The sequence below is a fragment of the Acinetobacter sp. RRD8 genome (assembly GCF_031844225.1).
Classification (GTDB): Bacteria; Pseudomonadota; Gammaproteobacteria; order Pseudomonadales; family Moraxellaceae; genus Acinetobacter.
In genome coordinates this window covers 1-20,749 of record NZ_JAUZUU010000017.1, presented here as the reverse complement: position 1 = coordinate 20,749, position 20,749 = coordinate 1, and the positions used below count along the sequence as shown (strand labels likewise).

Sequence of the window (20,749 nt, the reverse complement as noted above, 5' to 3'; positions counted from 1 at the left end):
TTCACTAGGGAGAAACCATGAGTTCAGAAGATCAAGCTGCTTCTCAAACAGAACAAACCATTGAAAAGGCTTATGATTCCTCTAGCATCAAGGTATTACGTGGTTTAGACGCAGTCCGTAAGCGTCCGGGCATGTACATTGGTGATACAGACGATGGTACAGGCCTGCACCACATGGTGTTTGAAGTAGTCGACAACTCGATTGATGAAGCCTTGGCAGGCCACTGTGATGAAATTATAGTGACGATCCATGAAGATGAATCGGTTTCAGTTTCTGATAATGGTCGTGGTATTCCGACCGACATTCACCCTGAAGAAGGCGTGTCTGCAGCAGAAGTAATTTTAACCATTCTGCATGCCGGTGGTAAGTTCGACGACAACAGTTATAAAGTCTCTGGCGGTCTGCATGGCGTTGGTGTTTCGGTGGTCAATGCGCTGTCTGAAAAACTGCTATTAAATATTAGCCGTGCGGGCAAAACTTATGAACAGGAATACCGTCATGGTGATCCTGTTTATAAATTACGTGAAACAGGTACAACTGATAAATCGGGTACAACAGTACGTTTCTACCCAAGTGCTGAAACCTTTAGTCAAACCATTTTCAATGTTGATATTTTAGCGCGTCGTTTACGTGAATTGTCATTCTTAAACGCGGGTGTACGTATTGTCCTGCGTGATGAACGCGTCAATCTTGAGAATGTCTATGACTACGAAGGTGGTTTATCTGAGTTCGTTAAATACATTAACGAAGGCAAAACTCACCTGAATGATATTTTTCATTTCACTGCTGCACAGGCCGACAACGGTATTACGGTAGAAGTCGCATTACAGTGGAATGATTCTTATCAGGAAAATGTACGTTGCTTTACCAATAACATCCCGCAAAAGGATGGTGGTACGCATCTGGCCGGTTTCCGTGCTGCGTTGACCCGTGGTTTAAATAACTACATGGACAGCGAAAATATCCTGAAAAAGGAAAAAGTAGCGGTATCGGGTGATGATGCGCGTGAAGGCCTGACTGCCATCGTGTCAGTCAAAGTACCTGATCCGAAATTCTCTTCACAGACTAAAGAAAAACTGGTATCGAGTGAAGTAAAAACCGCTGTCGAACAGGCCATGAACAAGGCATTTTCTGAATATTTATTGGAAAATCCACAAGCAGCCAAGGCCATTGCCGGCAAGATCATTGATGCAGCACGTGCGCGTGATGCAGCGCGTAAAGCACGCGAAATGACACGCCGTAAGAGTGCGCTGGATATTGCCGGTCTTCCAGGTAAACTGGCTGATTGTCAGGAAAAAGATCCAGCTTTGTCTGAACTGTACCTGGTCGAGGGTGACTCTGCAGGTGGTTCGGCCAAGCAAGGTCGTAACCGTAAAATGCAGGCGATTTTACCGCTGAAAGGTAAGATCCTGAACGTGGAACGTGCCCGTTTTGACCGCATGATTTCCTCTGCTGAAGTCGGTACGCTGATTACCGCATTGGGCTGTGGTATTGGTCGTGAAGAATATAATCCGGACAAACTGCGTTATCACAAAATCATTATCATGACCGATGCTGACGTGGATGGTTCGCATATCCGTACCTTACTGTTGACGTTCTTCTTCCGTCAAATGCCGGAACTTGTGGAACGTGGTCATATTTATATCGCACAGCCACCATTATATAAGCTGAAAAAAGGTAAGCAGGAACAGTACATCAAGGACAATGATGCACTGGAAACTTACCTAATTTCGAATGCGATTGATGAGCTGGAACTGCATATCAGTGCAGAAGCGCCTGCGATTCGTGGTGAAGCACTGGCGAATGTGATTGCTGATTATCAGACTTCCCAGAAGAGCTTGGCACGTTTGACCCAGCGTTATCCTGCGAGTCTGCTTGATGCACTACTTTCACTGGAAGGTTTTAAGCTGGATCAGCTGGAAGACAAAACCTATGTGGAAATATGGGGTGAGAATCTGCGTGCAGCGATTGAAGCCATTCAGCCAACATTACGTCCAGAATTGACCCTGGAGCGTTTTGAAAAAGAACTGGCAGATGGTCAAAAAACTGCAAGCTGGTTGCCACGTATCACGATCTATGTACATAACTTGCCACATAGCTACCTGTTAGACTCAGTACTGTTAGGTTCAAGTGAATATGCACGTTTATTAAAGAATTCAAAGAGCTGGTTTAGTCTGCTTGAAGATGGTGCATATTTGCAAAAAGGCGATCGCAAGATTCAGGTCAGCAATTTCCATCAGGTTTGGCAACATATCTTGCAGGACTCACGTCGTGGCATGATGATCCAGCGCTATAAAGGTCTGGGCGAGATGAATGCGGAACAGTTATGGGAAACCACCATGGATCCAGACAACCGTAACATGCTGCAAGTGACAGTTACCGATGCGATTGAAGCGGATCGTATGTTCTCTTGCTTGATGGGCGATGACGTAGAACCACGTCGTGCTTTCATTGAAGAAAATGCCTTGAATGCAGATATTGATGCATAACCCTTCAGGATAAAATCAGATATAAAAAAGCGCCTTTCGAGGCGCTTTTTTTAGACCAATTTTTTTACTCATATCCTGTGAGCTAGGCAAAATAAAGTAATTTTGGACAGATTTTTGGATATAGAACAGGTTCATTTTAGTTTTTAAAAGCCAAGTTGAATAAGCTGGATCGACTCTAAGGAAGGGTTTATGTATACATCATCAGCTCAGGAGAATACCTGAAATATGGAGTGAATCTGTCGTTATAACGACAATCAGGATTGATTCTTTGAAGAATAATATTTGAACAGGAAAGAGAGGTAGAAGGACGCTCTTTATACGATGAAGAGTATATATGCAGTCCAGAATGCTGGGTGAAAACTGCATAGGTCAAAGTGGCATTAGAGGAATATAAATGCAATAAAACTGATCAAATATTCAGTTTGGATTTGGCTGAAAATAATAAATACTCCCCCATGTAGAAAAACTAAGTTCTCAATCACTTATAAAAAATTTGGTGTAATAAATTAAAGAATACGTGAGTGATATTGCTTTAAGTGTGTAGTAATTCTGATCAAATATGTGGATAACTCTGAAGTTATCCATAATTTTTATGTGAATAAGATAATATTTTTCCACAAACTTTAATCCATGTATTAATTCTTCATTTTAAATCCAAATTTAAACTCTCTTGTCTTGTGGGTAAGTGTTTTTAAATTTAAAATGGCATTTTAAATTTAAAAGGGATTTGGCGAGATATCGCTAGTATGACCAGACGATTCCTTGGATTGGTTTTAAAATAAAAAAATTATTATAAATTAAATACTTATAAATATGGTGTAGTTTATCTAATCATTGGCGTGGAACATATTTTTAATTAAAAATAAAGGTGTAGTTAAACTACATAATTGATTTAATAATCAAGTGAACTTTCATTTTTATTTCAGAATCATACTTTTATCGATTTTCGCTTAACTTTTTCTTTTTCTCTCTTATGGCTTATTTTTTGATTTCATTATTGAAAATCGGGCACTTCTTTTATTACTCGATAGAAAAGAGGGAGGGAATCGCTGAAATGATATTGATTAGGAACAAGAAAAAGAGGATTGATAAAATGACGATGAAAAATAAAAAAGCGCCTGACGGCGCTTTTTTTTAATCATATTTATGGTGTTAAAATGACTTTACGGCAGTCTTCTTCCTTTTTATCAAAAATACGGTAACCTTCCGCAGCATCTTCCAGTTTCATGCGATGGGTAATAATCAGATCTGGAGACAGATCTCCATTTTCAATATGTTCTAGCAACTGCGGCAAGTAGTTATGCACATGGGTTTGTCCCATTTTAAAGGTTAAACCTTTGTCAAAGGCATCACCAAACAGGAAGCCGTGAATTGGACCAGCATAAACTCCAGGTACACTCACTACACCGCCGCGGCGGACCGCTGCAATACATTGTCTTAGCGCTGAACCACTCGAACCTTCTAATTTCAGGTTGGTCATTACGGTTTCCAGCATGCTGCCTTTGGCTTCAAAACCGACCGCATCAATGACGGCATCGACTCCACGATAACCTGTGGTGTTTTGAATGATAAATTCAGCAGCATCGACTTCATCAAAATTGACAGGAATTACCCCATAGGTTTGATGTGCGAAACGCAGACGGTAAGGATGGTGATCGACCATAAAGATCTGCTCGGCACCGAGCATCCGCGCGCAGGCAGCAGCCAGCAGACCGACCGGACCGGCACCATAAATCGCCACACTGGAACCTCGACCAACTTGGGCATTGTTTACTGCTTGCCACGCGGTTGGCACAATATCGGTCAGGAATAATACTTTTTCATCAGGCAGGGAACCTGGTACTTTAAATGGTCCGACATTGCCTTTGGGGATCCGTACATATTCAGCCTGACCACCCGGTATACCACCATACAGATGGCTAAAGCCAAATAAAGCTGCCCCTGGTGGGATCTGTTTTTTGTTGAGAATTGCACCACGACCGGTATTGGTATTTTCACAGGCAGCCATGAGTTCATGTTCACAGAAAAAACAGTGACCGCATGCAATCACAAAGGGAATAATCACCCGGTCACCTTTTTTGACTTCGGTTACTTCTGGGCCGACTTCTTCTACAATTCCCATAAATTCATGGCCGAAAATATCACCGTCTTCAGTGGCCGGAATTTTCCCCCGGTATAAATGCAGATCTGAGCCACAGATGGCGGTGGCTGTCACCCTTAAAATAACGTCATCTGGTTCCTGAATCACTGGATCTGGAACGGATTCAACTCGTACATCCCGAGCACCATGATAGGTAAGAGCACGCATGCGGATTTCCTCTCTCTAGTTCAACATTAAACAGACTCGTAGCAAGGCTGCCAAAAATTAAAAAACACTTGTATTAGAGCCTTAGGATGAAACAGCACGCTGTAAATTAATGTATGAAATAAGGCATCCAACTGTTTAAAAAATAAACTTATATAGGGTTTGTGTAATTCATGACCTTATGTGTCGAATGAATAGAAAAAAACAGAATTAAAGAAACATCTAGACGTAGATGAAAAAATACAGGGGGGAAAATGGAAGAGAAAACATTAAAAATAGTGAATAAAAAAGAGATGAACAACGTTGGTCATTCATCTCTTATCTTAAATCTTACTAAAAGAGCTTTAGAACGTCTGTTCCAGACTTTCCAGTTCCATCATCAGTTCTAGCATTTGCTCTTCGGCTGTTTCCAGTTTGGCTTTTAGCTCGGTTTGCTCATTCATCAGTTTCAGCAAATCATTTTTACGTGATGCTTCGTATAAAGCACTGTCACCCAGCAGGTTTTCAATTTCAATCAGTCGCGGCTGTAGTTTGGCCATCTGTGCTTCGCATTTTTCAATATTCTTGCGAATCGGACGACTTAGTTCCCGCTGGCGAGCAGCTTCCTTACGTTGTGCTTCCTTGTCCAGTTTGGAAATAGTCGGTTTGACTTCGACTTGGGATTTCACCGGTTCTGCTGGCTTTTGCCCATTTTTAATCATCTCAATACGGGCTTGGCGTAACCAGTCAGCATAGGCAGTAAGATCACCATCAAACTCACGGCATTGACCATTATGTACCAGTAGCAGTTCATCACAGACGCTGGCGATGAGCTGACGTTCATGCGAAACTAGAACTACCGCGCCCTGAAAATCTTGTAAAGCCATAGTCAGTGCATGACGCATATCCAGGTCTAAATGGTTGGTCGGCTCATCCAGAATCAGTACATTCGGACGCTGCCAAACAATCAGTGCTAGGGCCAAACGTGCACGTTCACCGCCTGAGAAGCTTTCGCTTGGCGTATCCATACGTTCGCCACTAAAACCGAAACTACCCAAGAAGGAGCGTAGACTGGCTTCACTGATTTTTTTATCTGCGATACGTGCCAGCTGTAACATTGGGCTGGCATTACCATCCAGTGCATCCATTTGATGCTGGGCAAAATAACCAATATTCAGTAATTCTGAATCTTTCCGCAGACCCTGAATCAGTTTCAGGTCACCGACCAGCGATTTAATCAGCGTGGATTTACCGGCACCATTCATCCCAAGCAAACCGATCCGGCTGTTTGGCGTGATCTGTAAATTTACATTGGTGACAATCAGCTTGTCGCCATAACCAATATCGGCATGTTCCAGTTGCAATAACGGCGAACTCATTTTGGTCGGTTCACGGAAACTGAAGGTAAATGGCGTATCGACATGGGCTGCAGATAGTTCCTGCATTCGTTCCAGCTGTTTGATCCGGCTCTGTGCCTGTTTGGCTTTGGTCGCTTGCGCTTTAAAACGGTCAATATATTTTTGCAGATGCGCGCGGGTTTCCAGCTGCTTTTCATACGCCTGTTGCTGCTGTGCCAGACGTTCACTACGGGTACGCTCGAAAGTCGAGTAGTTGCCGGTATATAAAATCAGTTCCTGATTTTCGATATGTAAAATGTGATCGGTAATCGCATCGAGGAAATCCCGGTCATGCGAAATCAGCACCAGCGTACCTTCATAAGCCTTGAGCCAGTCTTCTAGCCAGAGAATCGCATCCAGGTCCAGATGGTTGGTCGGTTCATCGAGGAGTAGTAAATCTGAACGGCTCATCAAGGTACGCGCCAGATTCAGACGCATACGCCAGCCACCGGAAAAACTTGAAACATCCAGCTGTGATTGATGTTCAAAGAAGCCCAGACCCGCCATCAGCTGCGAGGCTTTGGCAGGAGCCGAATAACCTGAAATTTCATCAAAACGGCCATATAAATGTGCCAGTTCTGCATCATCCAGTTGATCCGGCTGATCGAGTTTTTGCTGAATATCCCAGTATTCTTCATCGCCCGACAATACGAAATCAATGGCTTTCATATTCAGTGCTTTGATTTCCTGAGCCATATGCGCCACGGTCCATACCGCAGGTCGGGTCAGCGAACCGGTGTCCGATTCCATGCCGCCCAGCAAGGCTGAAAACAGGGTTGATTTTCCAGCACCATTGACACCGGTTAGGCCAATTTTCCATCCTGGGTGTAACTGCATCGACGCTTTTTGAAATAAAACACGTCCACCGCGACGTATAGATAACTGGTCTAACTGAATCATTGAGAAATCAAAGCTAAGAAATAAGATGCGCCTATTCTAAAGGAAAGCCCTGTGAAAATGAAAAATCTTACCGATTTTGCTGAAATGAATCAGTTTTCATCTCTGTCAATTGATTTGGGATAGACGCATAAGTTGAGTAAAAGCTCTATTTTATGCATGAACAGTGGTTTATAGTTCAGGCTGATCGAGTAAAAAATACCATAGAGTCAAATAAAAATGAAAAAGGGATGTTTAATTTTGTCGGCACTGGGTCTTTTGGTGTCGACTTCAACTCAAGCCAGAGTGAATGTCTGTGTTTTTGATTTGCTGGGAAAATCTGGTGAATCTTATAAGCTGCTGGAGGAATGGGCGCTGGCAGCAAAAGGCTGGGGTGCCGAAATTCAGCTAAGCGCTTATCAGGATGAAGCCAAGGTCGATCAGGACGTCAAAGCCGGAAAATGTGATGCCTTCTATATGACCTCAATGCGTGCCCGGGCTTATAACAAATTTGCTGGATCGATTGATGCAATTGGCGGCGTGCCGAATAATGACATTGCCATGAAAGCCATCAGCTATGTACTGGATAAACGCAATAGCAAACGCCTGATCACCCAGATTGGCAAAGAAAAATTCGAAGTGGCGGGTATTGGTCAGATTGGCCCAGCCTATATTTTTGTTCGTGATCGTACTCTAAATAAACTGGAACAGGTCAAAGGCAAGAAATTTGCCGTGCTGCATTATGACTATGCGCAAAAAATCATGGTCGACCGGATTGAAGCAGTACCGGTCATGTCGGAAATTTCCAATTTTATTCGCAAGTTTAATCAGGGCGAAGTGGATATTGTCGCTGCACCGGCTTATGCATTTAAACCGCTAGAATTACAGAAAGGACTAGGCCGTCAAGGCGCAATGATTAATTTTCCGGTGATTAATGTCACTGCTGATCTGATTATTCGTCAGGAAAAGTTCCCGGCAAGCTTTGCCGCACAATCCCGAAACTGGTTTGTGAAACAGTTACCGCGCAGCTTTGCCATGGTCAAGCGCATGGAAGCTGAGATTCCAAGCAAATATATTCTGAATCTAAGCCGTGAAGATCGTGTGGCCTACCAAAAGATTCTGCGTGATGGGCGGATCGATTTAACCAAACAGGGGATTTATGATCAGGGCATGATGAACGTATTGAAACGCGCGCGTTGTACGGTAGAAAGAACCAATTTTGAATGTTCGATTGGTGGCGAATAAATCTGAAATCATGTATATCTTTGTAACTATATCTGGGTAAATGTAATTATAAGAAAGCAGTTTTAAATATTAAGATATTGATATTTAAATATATATTTAAAAATAACTTAGGCAATTATTGCTGATTTATCTTTATAGGCCAAAATGCCGGTTTTAAATGGAGTAAATGCTCTATTTTTTTTAATTAAACTTGCTTAATATTTGTCCCGTGTACGGACACTCAGCGAATAACAAGATTTCAAAGGATAACTACAATGAAAAAAACACTCTTATCATTGGCTGCATTCTCTGCATTTGGTTTTGCAAGTACGGCGCATGCAGAAAAAGTCGATATCTGTGTGTTTGACTTACTTGGTAAATCCGGTGAGTCTTTCCAGATGGCGCAAGAATGGGCACTGGCTGCAAAAGGCTGGGGCGCAGAAATTAATCTGATTGCCCGTCAGGATGAAGCGGTTGCCGACAATGACTTCAAGGCCGGTAAATGTGATGGCGTGTTTATGACCGCCATGCGTGCCCGTCAATACAATAAATTTGCCGGTTCTATTGATGCACTGGGTGGTGCACCAAGTAATGCCATTGCCCAGCGTGCGATCAGTTTTGCTCTCGACAAACGTAATGCAGCGAAAATGGTCAGTAATATGGGCAGCAAAAAATATGAAATTGCCGGTATTTCCCCGCTGGGTTCGGCATTTATTTTCGTGCGTGATAAGAATATCAATTCGATTGAAAAAGCCGCAGGGAAGAAATTCGCCGTACTCGGCTATGACGATGCCCAGAAAATTATGGTTCAGCGCGTCGGTGCGCAGGCAGTGATCTCCGATGTTTCCAACTTTGTCGCCAAATTTAATAATGGTCAGGTGGATATGGTCGGTGCGCCTGCTTATGCCTACAAGCCATTAGAAATCTATAAAGGTCTGGGTAATAACGGCGCAATGTTTAATTTCCCGGTACTGCATGTGACTTCTGATTTTGTGATTCGTCCGGAAAAGTTCCCCGCAGGTTTTGGACAGAAATCGCGTGACTGGTTTATCAAAAACCTGCCAAAGAGCATGGCCATGATCAAACGTCTGGAAGCCGGTATTCCGTCGAAATATAAAATGAACCTGAACGTTGAAGATAAAACCAAGTATCAGAAAATGTTACGTGATGGCCGGATGGACATGACCAAACGTGGAATCTATGATGCCAGCATGATGTCGGTCTTAAAACGTGCCCGTTGTTCTGTCGATAAGGCCAACTTTGAATGTTCAATGGCTGGCGAATAATCTGATTTTTAAAGCAAAAAGCTTAGAGTGATCTAGGCTTTTTTTATGGCTGAACCAGGTCAGATCTGCCATTGTGCAGCGAATAAAATAGCTTAAGCTTAATCTAAATATTAAATTCGAATGTTTCATATAAAAAACAATCACATGTGACTAAAACTTCAATAACAAAAACAAGCGATAAGGAAATGAGGATGATGCATAGAGGATGGAAAGTACTGGCATTGGCTACAGCGACACTGGCTGTTTCAGGTCTGGCGCAAGCCAAACAGGTGATTTGCGTATTTGATCTGGTCGGTAAAAACGGTGATGTCTATAGTGTGATGAAAGACTATCAGTTGGCGGCCAAAAACTGGGGGGCAGATATCGAATTGCGGGTGAATACCAATGAAGCCGTGGTCGCAGAAGATTTTAAAGCCGGAAAATGTGACGGGATCAGTGTCACTGGTATGCGTGGCCGTCAATTTAACAAGTTTACCGGATCGCTGGATGCAATCGGGGCTATCACCGATCTGAATCTGGCGGTTAAAGTCATGCAGGGCCTGGCCAGTCCCACCTTCGCCAAACAAATGCTGCAAGGTAAATATGAAATTGTTGGAGTGATTCCGGTAGGTGATGCTTTTCTGTTAGTGAACGACCGCAGTATTAATACCGTTGCCAAAGCAGCCGGCAAGAAAATTGCGGTACTAAGCCATGACGAAGCACAAAAAATCATGGTACAGCAGGTTGGTGCACAAGCAGTGAGTGCCGAAATCAGCAATTTTGCCAGTATGTTTAACAATGGTCAGGTGGATATTATCGGTGCACCAGCTGCAGCATTTAAGCCTTTAGAATTACATAAAGGTTTGGGTAACAAAGGTGCGATTGTGAATTATCCGGTATTGCAGGTCACAGGCAATATCATTATCCGTCCAGATAAATTCCCGGCAGGATACGGGCAAAAATCACGTGAATGGGTCAAGAGCCAGTTACCACGTGCCTTTGGTATTTTGGGTAAAATGAAAGTAGATATTCCATCGAAATACTGGATGGATATTCCTGCGGCAGATAAACCAGGTTATCAGAAAATGATGCGGGATTCCCGAATTGACCTGACCAAACGCGGCGTTTATGACAAACGCATGATGAAATTGCTGTGGCAATTCCGCTGCAAACAGAATCCGACAAATTTTGAATGTGCCTTACAGGATGAGAACTACAAATAATCCTGATAAAATTACTCTGATTTGACTTTTAATCTGTAGAGACTGACCATATATTGAGTGTGCTATACTTAAATATGGTCTTTTCTTTTTAAAGACATTCCATTCAACAGAGGAATCCGCCATGAATGCCCAAGCGCTTGTGCTCACCGACAATGCCGCAAATAAAGTACGCCAGTTGCGTGACAGTGAAGGTAACCAAGACTTAATGCTCCGTGTCTATGTGACCGGTGGCGGCTGTTCAGGTTTCTCTTATGGCTTTAACTTTGCAGAAAGCCAGAATGAAGATGATGCAGAATTCGCCAATGGCGATGTTAAAGTCCTGGTCGATTCACTGAGTTATCAGTATCTGGTTGGTTCGGTAGTAGATTATTTAGAAGGTCTGGAAGGTTCACGTTTCGTGGTACAAAACCCGAATGCAACTACGACCTGTGGTTGTGGATCTTCATTCTCGATCTAAATCCATGCACAAAAAAGTCCTCTCAATGAGGACTTTTTTTATATCTGGAAGAACGTTTAGCTATCCAGTTTTACCGCTTCAAGCAGGTCAAAGATCACGGTAGTGACATCCTGACTCAACTCGCGGTTATTAAAAATTTCATAGGCGCTAATGGTAATGTCGGTATCGCTTGGCAACAGACGCTGTTCTTCTTCGATCAGGTCATTGATCGGCAATAAGGTCTGTTTGATTTCCAGATGCAGAATATCTTTATATTCCAGATTTTCATCGTCGAGTTCAATCAGTTGTTCATTGAAATAAGGCAGCAAAATCGAATGAAGATAGGGTTGGATGTCCTCGATATCAAAGATCTCGATATCACGGGTTTCATCAATCGTACTAATGTGGTCATTTACTTCAATTAAAATATGGTAGTAACTCACACGAATCTCCAAAGATGGCCTGAACAATGTAGCCAATCACAATAACATGAAATCAGAATAGAGTGTTTTTTATAATACTTATACACTTAAATTAATTAGGGAATTCAAGCTGATCACTTAACGGTTATAAAGCAAGGTCTTGTCTGCAGGTCGCAGCTGGAAGTGTTGCAGATTCTGTTTACCCAGCACCGGATACATCAGTGCTTCCGGGTCATTATGGTGATACAGCCCCAAGGCATGTCCGAGTTCATGTGCCAGAGTCAGACGGAGATCATCTTCTGCATCAAACTGATAGACATGAATTTGATCACCCATAAACACGCCTTTATGAAATTCGCGGGCAGGGAAACGCTGTTGGGCTTGAATGATATTCTGCTGATGGTTTTGCAGACCATGTTGATGCATGGAAACATTCATATTAAAGGAACTTTGCTGTTCCTGAAGGTACTGAAGTTCCCGTTGAAAACTTTCCGATTTGCGCTGTAAAGCCAAAACCTCATATTCAATCTGCTCATGTTCATAAGCAGATAAATTTGGCTGACGGCGTCGTTGCTGTAAGGCCTGAAATTCACTATTCATCTGATCTCTTTGCTGGATCAGGCGTTGCTGCTGACTTTCCAGATGCTGATGGGATGCTTCCAGATTTTTGACCTGACGTTGATACTTGGCGTCATCTGCCAGCAACTGTTTTTCGACTTTCTTCAAGGCATCATAGTCTTGCTGGCGTTGATCATAGATCAGGTGAATACTCAGCCTGGCATTTTCATCATAGACCATCAAATCATCACGATTGCTTCCCTGATGCCAGATTTCGATCGCTTCCTTGCTCAGTTGAATGACTTGATCTTTACTTAGTCCAAAGCCTGAATCGACCTGATCAATTCGGAAACGTAAGCGTGTATCGAAAGGATGCGTCAAGCGATCAGCCAGCGAGTTATAGCGCAGTTGAGGATGGGTTTGGGCCTGCATATGTAGATAGGCAGACATGATCAATCCCACTACGAGCAGACAGAGCAGAAGACGCATATTTTTTATTTAAATGTCTATTTTTTAAAAATATAGCTTAATTTTAATGCCTTTCCCATGCTTATTTGCATCATCCTTCAGCTTTTGGATAAAGCCCTAATTCGGCCAAAGCCTGCTGCAAAATTTCAAGGCGGATTGCCGGATCTATACCATTTTGCATCTGCATATTGAGTGAAAATGCCACGATTTCAGCCTGCGGTGTTTCAACCCAGCCGGTGAGCCAGCCGACTTGCGGTTCCACATCCATGCCCCAACCGGATTTGACATATAGTCGATAAGCTTTCCGCTCCTGTAAAAATAACATGGCTTTGACTTGTTGCTGGACTTGAGGATCAAAGGCCAGTTGCTCTCGGGCCAACGCAGAAACAAATTGGACTTCCTGTTTTGGAGTAACTTTCAAAGGGCCTACCAACCAGAAGTTATCGACCTGTTGACCAATCTGCTGATTACCAAATTGGATGCGTTGTACTTCCTGTTGCATCAGTTCAAGGCCAATACGACGCGCCAGTTCCTGATAGACGGGTACAGCAGAAGCTTGCATGGCTTGGCCGAGAGTCATGTCTTTTTCCCAGGCTGAAAAACTACGTTTCTTACCATCCCATTTAAAAATTTCATTGGTTGTGGCTTTGCCATGTTGCAGGCCAATCAGGGCATTGAGCATTTTAAAAGTAGAGGCGGGAACATATTCGGTATCTGCACGGCTTAAATCATTGCCATAGACCTGTATCTGTTGACCACGCTGAATCACTAAAACGCCAGAGCTTTGCGCCTGATCAAATAATTGGGCAATGGCTTGAGTCGATTGAGTCGAAGTGATATGAGATGGGGAAGATGAAACGGGTAAGGTACACGCCGTCAGGCTCAAGCAATTAAGTAAAGGCAGAAAAATCAGAGTTTTCATGGGTTCAGGGTATTTTAATGTTTGATTTAACTTAAACAGCTTTTCCTGAAAATACGATCAAATTTTGGTAATTTTTATTTTATTCTTTTAAGTCGAGACATAAAAAAACCGCGCTTTCGCGCGGTTTTTTCAGTTAAAGCGACAAATTATTTTTTGTCATCTTTCACTTCAGTGAACTCAGCATCTACAACGCCGTCGTCCGCTTTTTGAGATTGACCTTCGCCGCCTTGGAATGCATTCGGGTCAAAACCTTGCGCACCACCTTGGCCTTGAGCAGCTTCATATGCACGTTGTGTAATTGGCATGATGATATTTTGCAGCGCTTCAGTTTTCGCTTTGATTTCTTCAACGTCATTTTCTTTAGTTGCAGCTTCAAGCTCAGAAACCGCCGTTTCAACAGCAGTTTTTTCGTCAGCTGTTACTTGTTCACCAAGATCTTTCACTGCTTTTTGTGAAGAAGCAACTAAAGCATCCGCTTCGTTGCGTGCTTTTGCAAGCTCTTCAAATTTACGGTCTTCTTCAGCATTCGCTTCAGCATCTTTGATCATTGCTTCGATTTCAGCATCAGACAAACCTGAGTTTGCTTTAATCTGGATCGATTGCTCTTTACCAGTGCTCTTGTCTTTCGCAGATACTTTCAAGATACCATCAGCATTGATGTCGAAAGATACTTCAATTTGTGGCACACCACGTGGCGCAGGTGGGATGTCGCCTAACTGGAAGTTACCCAACAATTTGTTTTGCTGCGCCATTTTACGTTCACCTTGGTAAACTGAAATGTCTACAGCAGGCTGGTTGTCCGCAGCGGTTGAGAACACTTGAGATTTCTTCGCAGGAATCGTGGTGTTTTTCTCGATGATTGCAGTCAACACGCCGCCCATGGTTTCAATACCAAGTGTCAACGGAGTTACGTCAAGTAGAAGTACGTCAGTTTTGTCACCTGAAAGTACCGCACCTTGAATCGCAGCACCCATGGCTACTGCTTCGTCAGGGTTTACGTCTTTACGTGGCTCTTTACCGAAGAACTCTTGAACCTTTTGTTGAACCATTGGCATACGAGACTGACCACCTACCAGGATCACGTCAGAGATGTCAGAAGTCGAAAGACCTGCATCTTTAAGCGCAATACGGCAAGGTTCAATGGTACGCGCAACCAGGTCAGCAACCAGACCTTCAAGTTTTGCACGTGTTACGTTGATCACTAAGTGTTTAGGACCAGTCGCATCAGCAGTGATGTATGGAAGGTTGATTTCAGTTGCATTTGAAGAAGAAAGCTCGATTTTCGCTTTCTCCGCAGCTTCTTTTAAACGCTGTAACGCCAGTGGATCTTGTTTCAGGTTAAAGTTTTGTTCTTTCTTGAACTCTTCAACCAGGAACTCGATTAACGCGTTATCGAAGTCTTCACCACCTAGGAACGTATCACCGTTAGTCGACAATACTTCGATTTGCTGGTCACCATCAAGGTCAGCAATTTCAATGATTGAAACGTCGAAAGTACCACCACCCAAGTCGTAAACCGCGATTTTACGGTCGCCTTCTTTCTTGTCCATACCGAACGCAAGTGCCGCAGCAGTTGGCTCGTTGATGATACGTTTAACTTCTAAACCTGCAATTTTACCTGCATCTTTAGTTGCTTGACGTTGTGCATCGTTGAAGTAAGCAGGAACAGTAATAACAGCTTCAGTTACGGTTTCGCCCAGGTAATCTTCAGCAGTTTTCTTCATCTTTTTCAAGATTTCAGCAGAAACCTGTTGTGGCGCCAATTTTTTGTCGTTGACATCAACCCAAGCATCACCGTTGTCTGCTTTGATGATTTTGTAAGGAACCAGACCGATATCTTTTTGTACCGCTTGGTCTTCATAACGACGACCGATCAAACGTTTGATCGCGAACAATGTATTTTTCGGATTCGTTACTGCTTGACGCTTTGCAGATTGACCTACCAGAATTTCGCCATCTTTATAGGCAATAATAGATGGAGTGGTACGCGCGCCTTCAGCGTTTTCGATTACTTTAACTTTGTCGCCTTCAAGTACTGCAACACATGAGTTTGTAGTACCTAAGTCAATACCAATGATTTTAGCCATTTGGATGTTTCCTCTAAAATTTTTTTGTGATTTACACTTGTTATCCGATATGAGAGCCGTTCGATTTTTTTCAAGTAAAATTTTTGAAAAATTTCACAAACTCCCGAATTTATTTGGCTTAAGCGCCGACCATCACCATGGCAGGACGCAATAAGCGACTGTTAAGCGTGTAGCCTTTTTGCAAAACAGTCCCAATTTCATTTGCTTTGGCATTTGGATCAATCCCGACTGCCTGATGCAGATCCGCATTGAAACCGTTGTTGGTATCCACTGCCACAACCCCAAATTTCTCCAAGGTATGCAATAAAGATTTAAGGGTCAGTTCAACACCTTCACGCAATGGTGTTTGCTCTTCACCTGCAGCCACAATGGCACGTTCCAGATTGTCGACTGTTTCTAGAAGCTCTTTAGAGAACTTTTCCAGAACTGTATCTTTATGCTTTTCAGATTCACGCTGAATACGTTCAACACTCTTTTGTGCTTCATAAACTGCATTGGCGGTACGGGCTTTTTCTAACTTTAAATCACCTTCAAGCTGCGCAATCTGCTCTTGTAAAGACTCAACGGAAACTTCAGCCTGCTCGGTTTCAGCTTGAGTTTGCGCTGTATCTTGTTCCGCTTGCTCTTGCTCAAGTTGTTGAGCTTGCTCGTTTTGCTCAGTCGCCATTGATTTACTCCGTTTAAATGGGTTCTTAAACATGTACAGTCCTTAGGCCTCAGTGTTCACTGCGTTTATGCTGAACTGCCATGGTTGTGAAGTTCTTGATTACCTAAAGAAATCGGGGCAGGGTGTAAAAATTCAAGCGTCGACCCAGATTAAATTTAAGATTTATACAAAATACTGAATCCAGCGGATAGCAGAACAAGCTATTCAGAACACAACAGCAGGATAGGATGAGAATAAAATACACGGACATCAGCAGCGATGAATCCGAATTTTGAACTGAATAGATTTAATTAGCGACTAAATCTAAGAATTAAGTATTTGAAAATAAATATAAAAAATGAATAATCGTATTTTTGAATCAAATTAATAATTTTAATCCGTTTTAAGTATTGGTAAAAAAATTGCATCATACTTCTATTAACAGCGACCTTGTTCAGAGGAGAGAGCCGAACCGGGTTGCTGTTGCCCTATTTTAGAGTTGCTTTTTTCAAGCTGAGTATCCCCAAAACTCAGCTTTTTTTTGCCTATTTATTTATTAGACATAAAAACGATTAATATCTAAGCAATAAAGTCTTTCACAATAGATGAACTTTTGATTAATATTTATTCTAGATTCTATCGCTGTAGTTTCTTCTTATTTTGAAATGTGTTTTCGTGGCTTATCCTGTTCTCTAGATAAGCCTTTTTTTGTCCAGAATTTACCTTTTTTGAATTTGTTGGAATCAGTCGTCTCTATTTTAGCGGTTTGTAAGATAAAACTTACAGCTTGGATAGTGAATGTCCGCTTCATGAGAGCAAGTTGATTCGATAGGATAATTTATATAGAGAATAGGATGTTCTGGTTGAATTGCTGAGAAGCATAAGCAAAGTGGAAGTTCGTTTAACATAACCCTCTGCAAAGGCCCTAAAGAAATTTTCTTTAGGGCCTTTGTCTATCTGGCAGCTATCTTTTTCCATTTAAAAAGCCCAGTCTGGGCTTTTAATACAGAAAATGATTCAAGTCTTAATCGCGACGATCGCGTGAACGTTGTTCTTGATGACGTCGGTTGTCATTCCAGCGTTGATTAGAACGATTTTGCTGGACTTTTTTACTGCGTTGATCTGTTACACGTTTACGCTCCAGATCCTGACGACGTTTACGTTCTGCCTCTGTCTGTTTTTGCCGTTGCGTCATGATATTTTTACGTTGCTGTTCATGGCGCTGTCGTTCCAGTTGGCTTTTACGTCGATCCAGCTCTAACTGTCTTTTACGATCCTGCTCCCAATTGCGATGTTGTAATTCCTGTTTACGTCGATCCAGTTCAATGCGTTTGCGTTGCTGTTCATATTCCCAACGTTGCCGCTCATAGCGACGATCTTGTTCATAACGCCGGTCCAGTTCATAGCGACGGTCATAACGCTGATCATAGCGGCCATCATAATAGCCACCATCTTCAGGAAATGCGACGCAGCCTACAGCTAAAAATGCAGTCGCCAAAGACAGAGCTATAATTTTGCTAGCCATAGGCATCCTCCCGATTTGTAATAAAAAATATACTTAAGCTCGCAAAAGTACGTCAAAAATAACCTTTAAACGGTCAATGACATCTTTTATAAATGAGGGTAACGTATCGAGTAGAAGCTATATGTACATTGATATTAAGACTTATATAAGAATATGGTCACTGAAACGCTAATCGTGTAGAAACTATGAAGAATTAAGAGAATAAGGACTAAAAATAATGACTGTGAATCCTCCGGTTCTGAAAAGTGTGATGGAAAAGGGACAAGGGACGGCAGCGCGTATGCTGGACCGCTTACCTGGCATTGCACAGGAAGCATTAGTTAAGGCTCTGGATTATCCTCATGTTTATCCTGATTTAGATCCATTGGTTAAATGCCTGATGGCCATCCAGATAAAACAGGGGCATAGCAGTTTTATCAGTGAGGATCTGGCTCATTCGCGCACATTGTTTGATGCACGCATGAAAGCGATCGCGGCTAAACCAACTACTGTCAAAGTCATCGAAGAGCTGCGCCTGCCTTTGCAAAGTGGCAGCATCTTTGCCCGGCATTATCATCCAGCTCCACAAAAGAAGTTGCCGATGGTGATTTTTTATCATGGCGGTGCATTTATGGTGGGCGGTCTGGACAGCCATGATGAATTCTGTCGCTTGCTGGCAGTACATGCCAAAGTGCAGGTGCTAAGCGTGGCTTATCCGCTGACGCCAGAATTTAGCCCCTTGCAGATGGTACAGGTTTGTGAAGATGCCTTGGCTTGGGCACATCAGCATAGTAAGCAACTAAAAATCTATAAAAATCGTATTGCCGTAGCAGGGGACAGTGCGGGCGGAAATCTGGCTACTGTGGTGGCACAGCGCAGTGCAGGTAAATCTTATGCCGCACGAGCACAGCTTTTGCTTTATCCGGCGGTCGACTTTAAAAGTCGCCATCCTTCTTTTTATGCCTATAAAGATGGACTGGTACTTTCGGAACAGGATATTGATCTGGTGACCTTAATGTATGCCCAAACCCATCAGATTGAACTGGATGATCCGCTGATTTCACCCACCTATGGTGAATTGCAAAACTTGCCGCCAAGTTATGTGATTACTGCACGTCATGATGTCCTGCATGATGAAGGTTCAATCTATGCACATAAACTACGTCAGAATGGCGTGAGTGTTCATTATCATGAATATACCGATCAGGCACATGGTTTTATTAACCTGACGCCGATCTCCCGCCGTGCCAAAAAATATGTGATTGAGATCAGCAAAAATTTCCGCAAATTTTGGGACAAAAATAGTTAAATCCAAGGCTTGAATGTAAAAAGGTGTTTCTCATGAAACACCTTTTTTGTAGATAGGTTTTTATCAGTTCTTATACTTTGCTGCTGATCTGCGCTTCAGGAAAGATCAGATTGAATTTGGGGACATAAAAGCTTTGCAGCAATTTGGCTTTGGAAAAATCTGGAAATATATTCTCGGCATTTTGCCATTCTACTTGCGAGAGTTTGGAGAGGTGACCGCGGAACTGTGGACTAAACTGAAAACGCTGACCTTTCCAGGCTTGCTGAATCTTCAGCATAGATGCTGGAATATGATGACTATTAATATAGAACTGGCGTGCGGATTTGGTTTTCTTCAGCCGAATCGTCATATGCTGGTTCTGATGCTGAATTTGACACAGTACTTCCTGATCCTTTTCCTGCCATTCAAACTGCGCATGTTCTTTGGGAATGCCCCATAAATGCTGACCGTATACCACAGACTCATGGGTAGACACATAAATTTTAGGAATTGAGCTGAGGCGTCGTTTACTAATTAAAGGATGATCCAGAATCAGTAACTCATCATAAGGGCCAATCGGCGAAGCGTGATAACGCACCAATAAGACTTGGACCATACGACCCAGCGGAGAAGGCGCAATACGGAACTGTTTTGCTTGCTCAATAAAGCTTGGGGTCAGCCAATAATTTAAAATAAAACCCTCACCCTGCAAATGCCAAGGTGGAAACTGGTGGATATTTTGCTCCTGTAATAATGCATGCTTCATTCTTATTCTCTTGTCTTTAGTCGGCAGGTCACTGCATTATGAGTTATAAAAGATTAATATATAGTCATTCACAACCATTACTTCTAAGTAGATGAGTTAATAAATGTTAAAGAAATCATTATGTGTCATCGCACTTGCTGCGGTCAGTCTGCCAAGCTTTGCTGAAAATACGATTATTGAGATGAAGACTTCATCTGGAAATATTGAAATTGAACTCTTCAATGACAAAGCACCAATCTCGGCAAAGAACTTCGAAAGCTATGTAAAGAGCAACTTCTATAAGGATACGATTTTTCACCGCGTCATTCCAGGTTTTATGGTGCAGGGTGGTGGCTTTGATGTGAACATGCAGGAAAAAGCCAATACCAAAGCACCCATTAAAAACGAATCATCGAATGGTCTGCAAAATAAACGCGGTACTTTAGCCATGGCGCGTACCAATCAGCCAGATTCTGCCCGAGCACAATTTTTTGTGAACCTGGTCGATAATGATTTCCTGGATCGTTCTGCTAGAAATGCCGGCTATGCGGTATTTGGTAAGGTCATTAAAGGCATGGATATCGTCGATCAGATTGCTAAAGTACCGACCCGAAACTATGGAATGCATCAAAATGTGCCGGTGAACCCTGTAAAAATCACCAGTGTGACGATTAAAGCACCAGTCGTGAAAAACTAGACATAGAATAAAGCAGAAATATTTAATTTATATTTCTGTTTTAAAAATATGTACTTATGTAATGAATTGTATGGAATTGAACCAATTTGGTGCATAAAAATAAAACACTCGTGATTCATGTGCGTTAAAAGCGCTTGCACGTGTAAGAAATTGCCCTATAATGAGCACATACCGACGAGATAGACGGAAACGAACGAAGCAGAATGGCGGAGTTGTTA

The 20,749-nt window shown here is 42.5% G+C and carries 16 protein-coding genes; 7 read left to right on the top strand and 9 right to left on the bottom strand.

Annotation, left to right across the window (positions count from 1 at the left end; translation table 11 throughout):
• Positions 1-17 precede the first annotated feature (17 nt).
• Positions 18-2,489: a DNA topoisomerase (ATP-hydrolyzing) subunit B gene (gyrB, locus tag Q9R24_RS12570; protein ID WP_191112706.1), complete on the top strand. Its 2,472-nt coding sequence runs from the start codon at positions 18-20 to the stop codon at positions 2,487-2,489.
• Positions 2,490-3,633: 1,144 nt separating this feature from the next.
• Here gyrB and Q9R24_RS12565 read toward each other — a convergent pair.
• The gene (locus tag Q9R24_RS12565; RefSeq protein ID WP_311204624.1) at positions 3,634-4,797 is read right to left on the bottom strand and encodes a zinc-dependent alcohol dehydrogenase; all 1,164 of its coding nucleotides are present in this window, start codon (positions 4,795-4,797) and stop codon (positions 3,634-3,636) included.
• 341 nt (positions 4,798-5,138) lie between these two features.
• Positions 5,139-7,070 carry an ATP-binding cassette domain-containing protein gene (locus Q9R24_RS12560; RefSeq protein ID WP_004281940.1) on the bottom strand — a complete coding sequence of 644 codons (1,932 nt, stop codon included), beginning with the start codon at positions 7,068-7,070 and terminating at the stop codon, positions 5,139-5,141.
• Between the two features lie 216 nt (positions 7,071-7,286).
• Here Q9R24_RS12560 and Q9R24_RS12555 point away from each other — a divergent pair, with 216 nt between their 5' ends.
• The 4 genes from Q9R24_RS12555 to erpA all read left to right on the top strand — a co-directional run bounded on the left by Q9R24_RS12555 (position 7,287) and on the right by erpA (position 11,215).
• Positions 7,287-8,291 (top strand): putative solute-binding protein, encoded by a 1,005-nt coding sequence (locus Q9R24_RS12555; protein WP_311204625.1) that lies wholly within the window; start codon positions 7,287-7,289, stop codon positions 8,289-8,291.
• A 254-nt stretch (positions 8,292-8,545) separates the two neighbouring features.
• On the top strand, positions 8,546-9,556 hold the full coding sequence (locus tag Q9R24_RS12550) for a putative solute-binding protein (RefSeq protein ID WP_311204626.1): 1,011 nt from the start codon (positions 8,546-8,548) through the stop codon (positions 9,554-9,556).
• 194 nt (positions 9,557-9,750) lie between these two features.
• On the top strand, positions 9,751-10,758 hold the full coding sequence (locus Q9R24_RS12545) for a putative solute-binding protein (protein WP_180039056.1): 1,008 nt from the start codon (positions 9,751-9,753) through the stop codon (positions 10,756-10,758).
• A gap of 121 nt (positions 10,759-10,879) precedes the next feature.
• On the top strand, positions 10,880-11,215 hold the full coding sequence (gene erpA, locus Q9R24_RS12540) for an iron-sulfur cluster insertion protein ErpA (protein WP_004281944.1): 336 nt from the start codon (positions 10,880-10,882) through the stop codon (positions 11,213-11,215).
• A 56-nt stretch (positions 11,216-11,271) separates the two neighbouring features.
• On the opposite strand, the gene Q9R24_RS12535 is transcribed toward erpA, so the two are convergent.
• The 6 genes from Q9R24_RS12535 to Q9R24_RS12510 all read right to left on the bottom strand — a co-directional run bounded on the left by Q9R24_RS12535 (position 11,272) and on the right by Q9R24_RS12510 (position 17,822).
• Positions 11,272-11,649 (bottom strand): hypothetical protein, encoded by a 378-nt coding sequence (locus tag Q9R24_RS12535; protein ID WP_016806936.1) that lies wholly within the window; start codon positions 11,647-11,649, stop codon positions 11,272-11,274.
• 105 nt (positions 11,650-11,754) lie between these two features.
• Positions 11,755-12,663 carry a matrixin family metalloprotease gene (locus tag Q9R24_RS12530; protein WP_005094835.1) on the bottom strand — a complete coding sequence of 303 codons (909 nt, stop codon included), beginning with the start codon at positions 12,661-12,663 and terminating at the stop codon, positions 11,755-11,757.
• A gap of 70 nt (positions 12,664-12,733) precedes the next feature.
• Positions 12,734-13,564, bottom strand: a complete 831-nt coding sequence (gene blaOXA, locus Q9R24_RS12525; RefSeq protein WP_311204627.1) for an OXA-134 family carbapenem-hydrolyzing class D beta-lactamase — start codon at positions 13,562-13,564, stop codon at positions 12,734-12,736.
• 146 nt (positions 13,565-13,710) lie between these two features.
• The gene (gene dnaK / locus Q9R24_RS12520) at positions 13,711-15,651 is read right to left on the bottom strand and encodes a molecular chaperone DnaK (RefSeq protein ID WP_004647118.1); all 1,941 of its coding nucleotides are present in this window, start codon (positions 15,649-15,651) and stop codon (positions 13,711-13,713) included.
• A 118-nt stretch (positions 15,652-15,769) separates the two neighbouring features.
• Positions 15,770-16,318, bottom strand: coding sequence for a nucleotide exchange factor GrpE (gene grpE / locus Q9R24_RS12515; protein WP_004647116.1), 549 nt, complete (start codon positions 16,316-16,318; stop codon positions 15,770-15,772).
• A gap of 1,003 nt (positions 16,319-17,321) precedes the next feature.
• Complete coding sequence (locus Q9R24_RS12510; RefSeq protein ID WP_311204628.1) at positions 17,322-17,822, bottom strand: hypothetical protein; 501 nt, start codon at positions 17,820-17,822, stop codon at positions 17,322-17,324.
• 217 nt (positions 17,823-18,039) lie between these two features.
• On the opposite strand from Q9R24_RS12510, the gene Q9R24_RS12505 reads away from it, so the two are divergent.
• The gene (locus Q9R24_RS12505) at positions 18,040-19,110 is read left to right on the top strand and encodes an alpha/beta hydrolase (protein WP_004728955.1); all 1,071 of its coding nucleotides are present in this window, start codon (positions 18,040-18,042) and stop codon (positions 19,108-19,110) included.
• Positions 19,111-19,180: 70 nt separating this feature from the next.
• Here Q9R24_RS12505 and Q9R24_RS12500 read toward each other — a convergent pair whose 3' ends face one another.
• Positions 19,181-19,855 (bottom strand): acetoacetate decarboxylase family protein, encoded by a 675-nt coding sequence (locus Q9R24_RS12500; RefSeq protein WP_311204629.1) that lies wholly within the window; start codon positions 19,853-19,855, stop codon positions 19,181-19,183.
• Positions 19,856-19,958: 103 nt separating this feature from the next.
• Between Q9R24_RS12500 and Q9R24_RS12495 the strand changes: the two genes are divergently transcribed.
• Complete coding sequence (locus Q9R24_RS12495; RefSeq protein WP_114541702.1) at positions 19,959-20,531, top strand: peptidylprolyl isomerase; 573 nt, start codon at positions 19,959-19,961, stop codon at positions 20,529-20,531.
• The last annotated feature ends 218 nt before the right edge of the window (positions 20,532-20,749 follow it).

Bases quoted from the DNA above. Each gene is read 5' to 3' on its own strand.
- grpE (WP_004647116.1), bottom strand. From the start codon at position 16,318: ATGGCGACTGAGCAAAACGAGCAAGCTCAACAACTTGAGCAAGAGCAA.
- Q9R24_RS12500 (WP_311204629.1), bottom strand. From the start codon at position 19,855: ATGAAGCATGCATTATTACAGGAGCAAAATATCCACCAGTTTCCACCT.
- dnaK (WP_004647118.1), bottom strand. From the start codon at position 15,651: ATGGCTAAAATCATTGGTATTGACTTAGGTACTACAAACTCATGTGTT.
- Q9R24_RS12555 (WP_311204625.1), top strand. From the start codon at position 7,287: ATGAAAAAGGGATGTTTAATTTTGTCGGCACTGGGTCTTTTGGTGTCG.
- Q9R24_RS12560 (WP_004281940.1), bottom strand. From the start codon at position 7,070: ATGATTCAGTTAGACCAGTTATCTATACGTCGCGGTGGACGTGTTTTA.
- Q9R24_RS12530 (WP_005094835.1), bottom strand. From the start codon at position 12,663: ATGCGTCTTCTGCTCTGTCTGCTCGTAGTGGGATTGATCATGTCTGCC.
- gyrB (WP_191112706.1), top strand. From the start codon at position 18: ATGAGTTCAGAAGATCAAGCTGCTTCTCAAACAGAACAAACCATTGAA.
- Q9R24_RS12565 (WP_311204624.1), bottom strand. From the start codon at position 4,797: ATGCGTGCTCTTACCTATCATGGTGCTCGGGATGTACGAGTTGAATCC.
- Q9R24_RS12545 (WP_180039056.1), top strand. From the start codon at position 9,751: ATGCATAGAGGATGGAAAGTACTGGCATTGGCTACAGCGACACTGGCT.
- erpA (WP_004281944.1), top strand. From the start codon at position 10,880: ATGAATGCCCAAGCGCTTGTGCTCACCGACAATGCCGCAAATAAAGTA.
- Q9R24_RS12495 (WP_114541702.1), top strand. From the start codon at position 19,959: ATGTTAAAGAAATCATTATGTGTCATCGCACTTGCTGCGGTCAGTCTG.
- Q9R24_RS12510 (WP_311204628.1), bottom strand. From the start codon at position 17,822: ATGGCTAGCAAAATTATAGCTCTGTCTTTGGCGACTGCATTTTTAGCT.
- Q9R24_RS12505 (WP_004728955.1), top strand. From the start codon at position 18,040: ATGACTGTGAATCCTCCGGTTCTGAAAAGTGTGATGGAAAAGGGACAA.
- Q9R24_RS12550 (WP_311204626.1), top strand. From the start codon at position 8,546: ATGAAAAAAACACTCTTATCATTGGCTGCATTCTCTGCATTTGGTTTT.
- blaOXA (WP_311204627.1), bottom strand. From the start codon at position 13,564: ATGAAAACTCTGATTTTTCTGCCTTTACTTAATTGCTTGAGCCTGACG.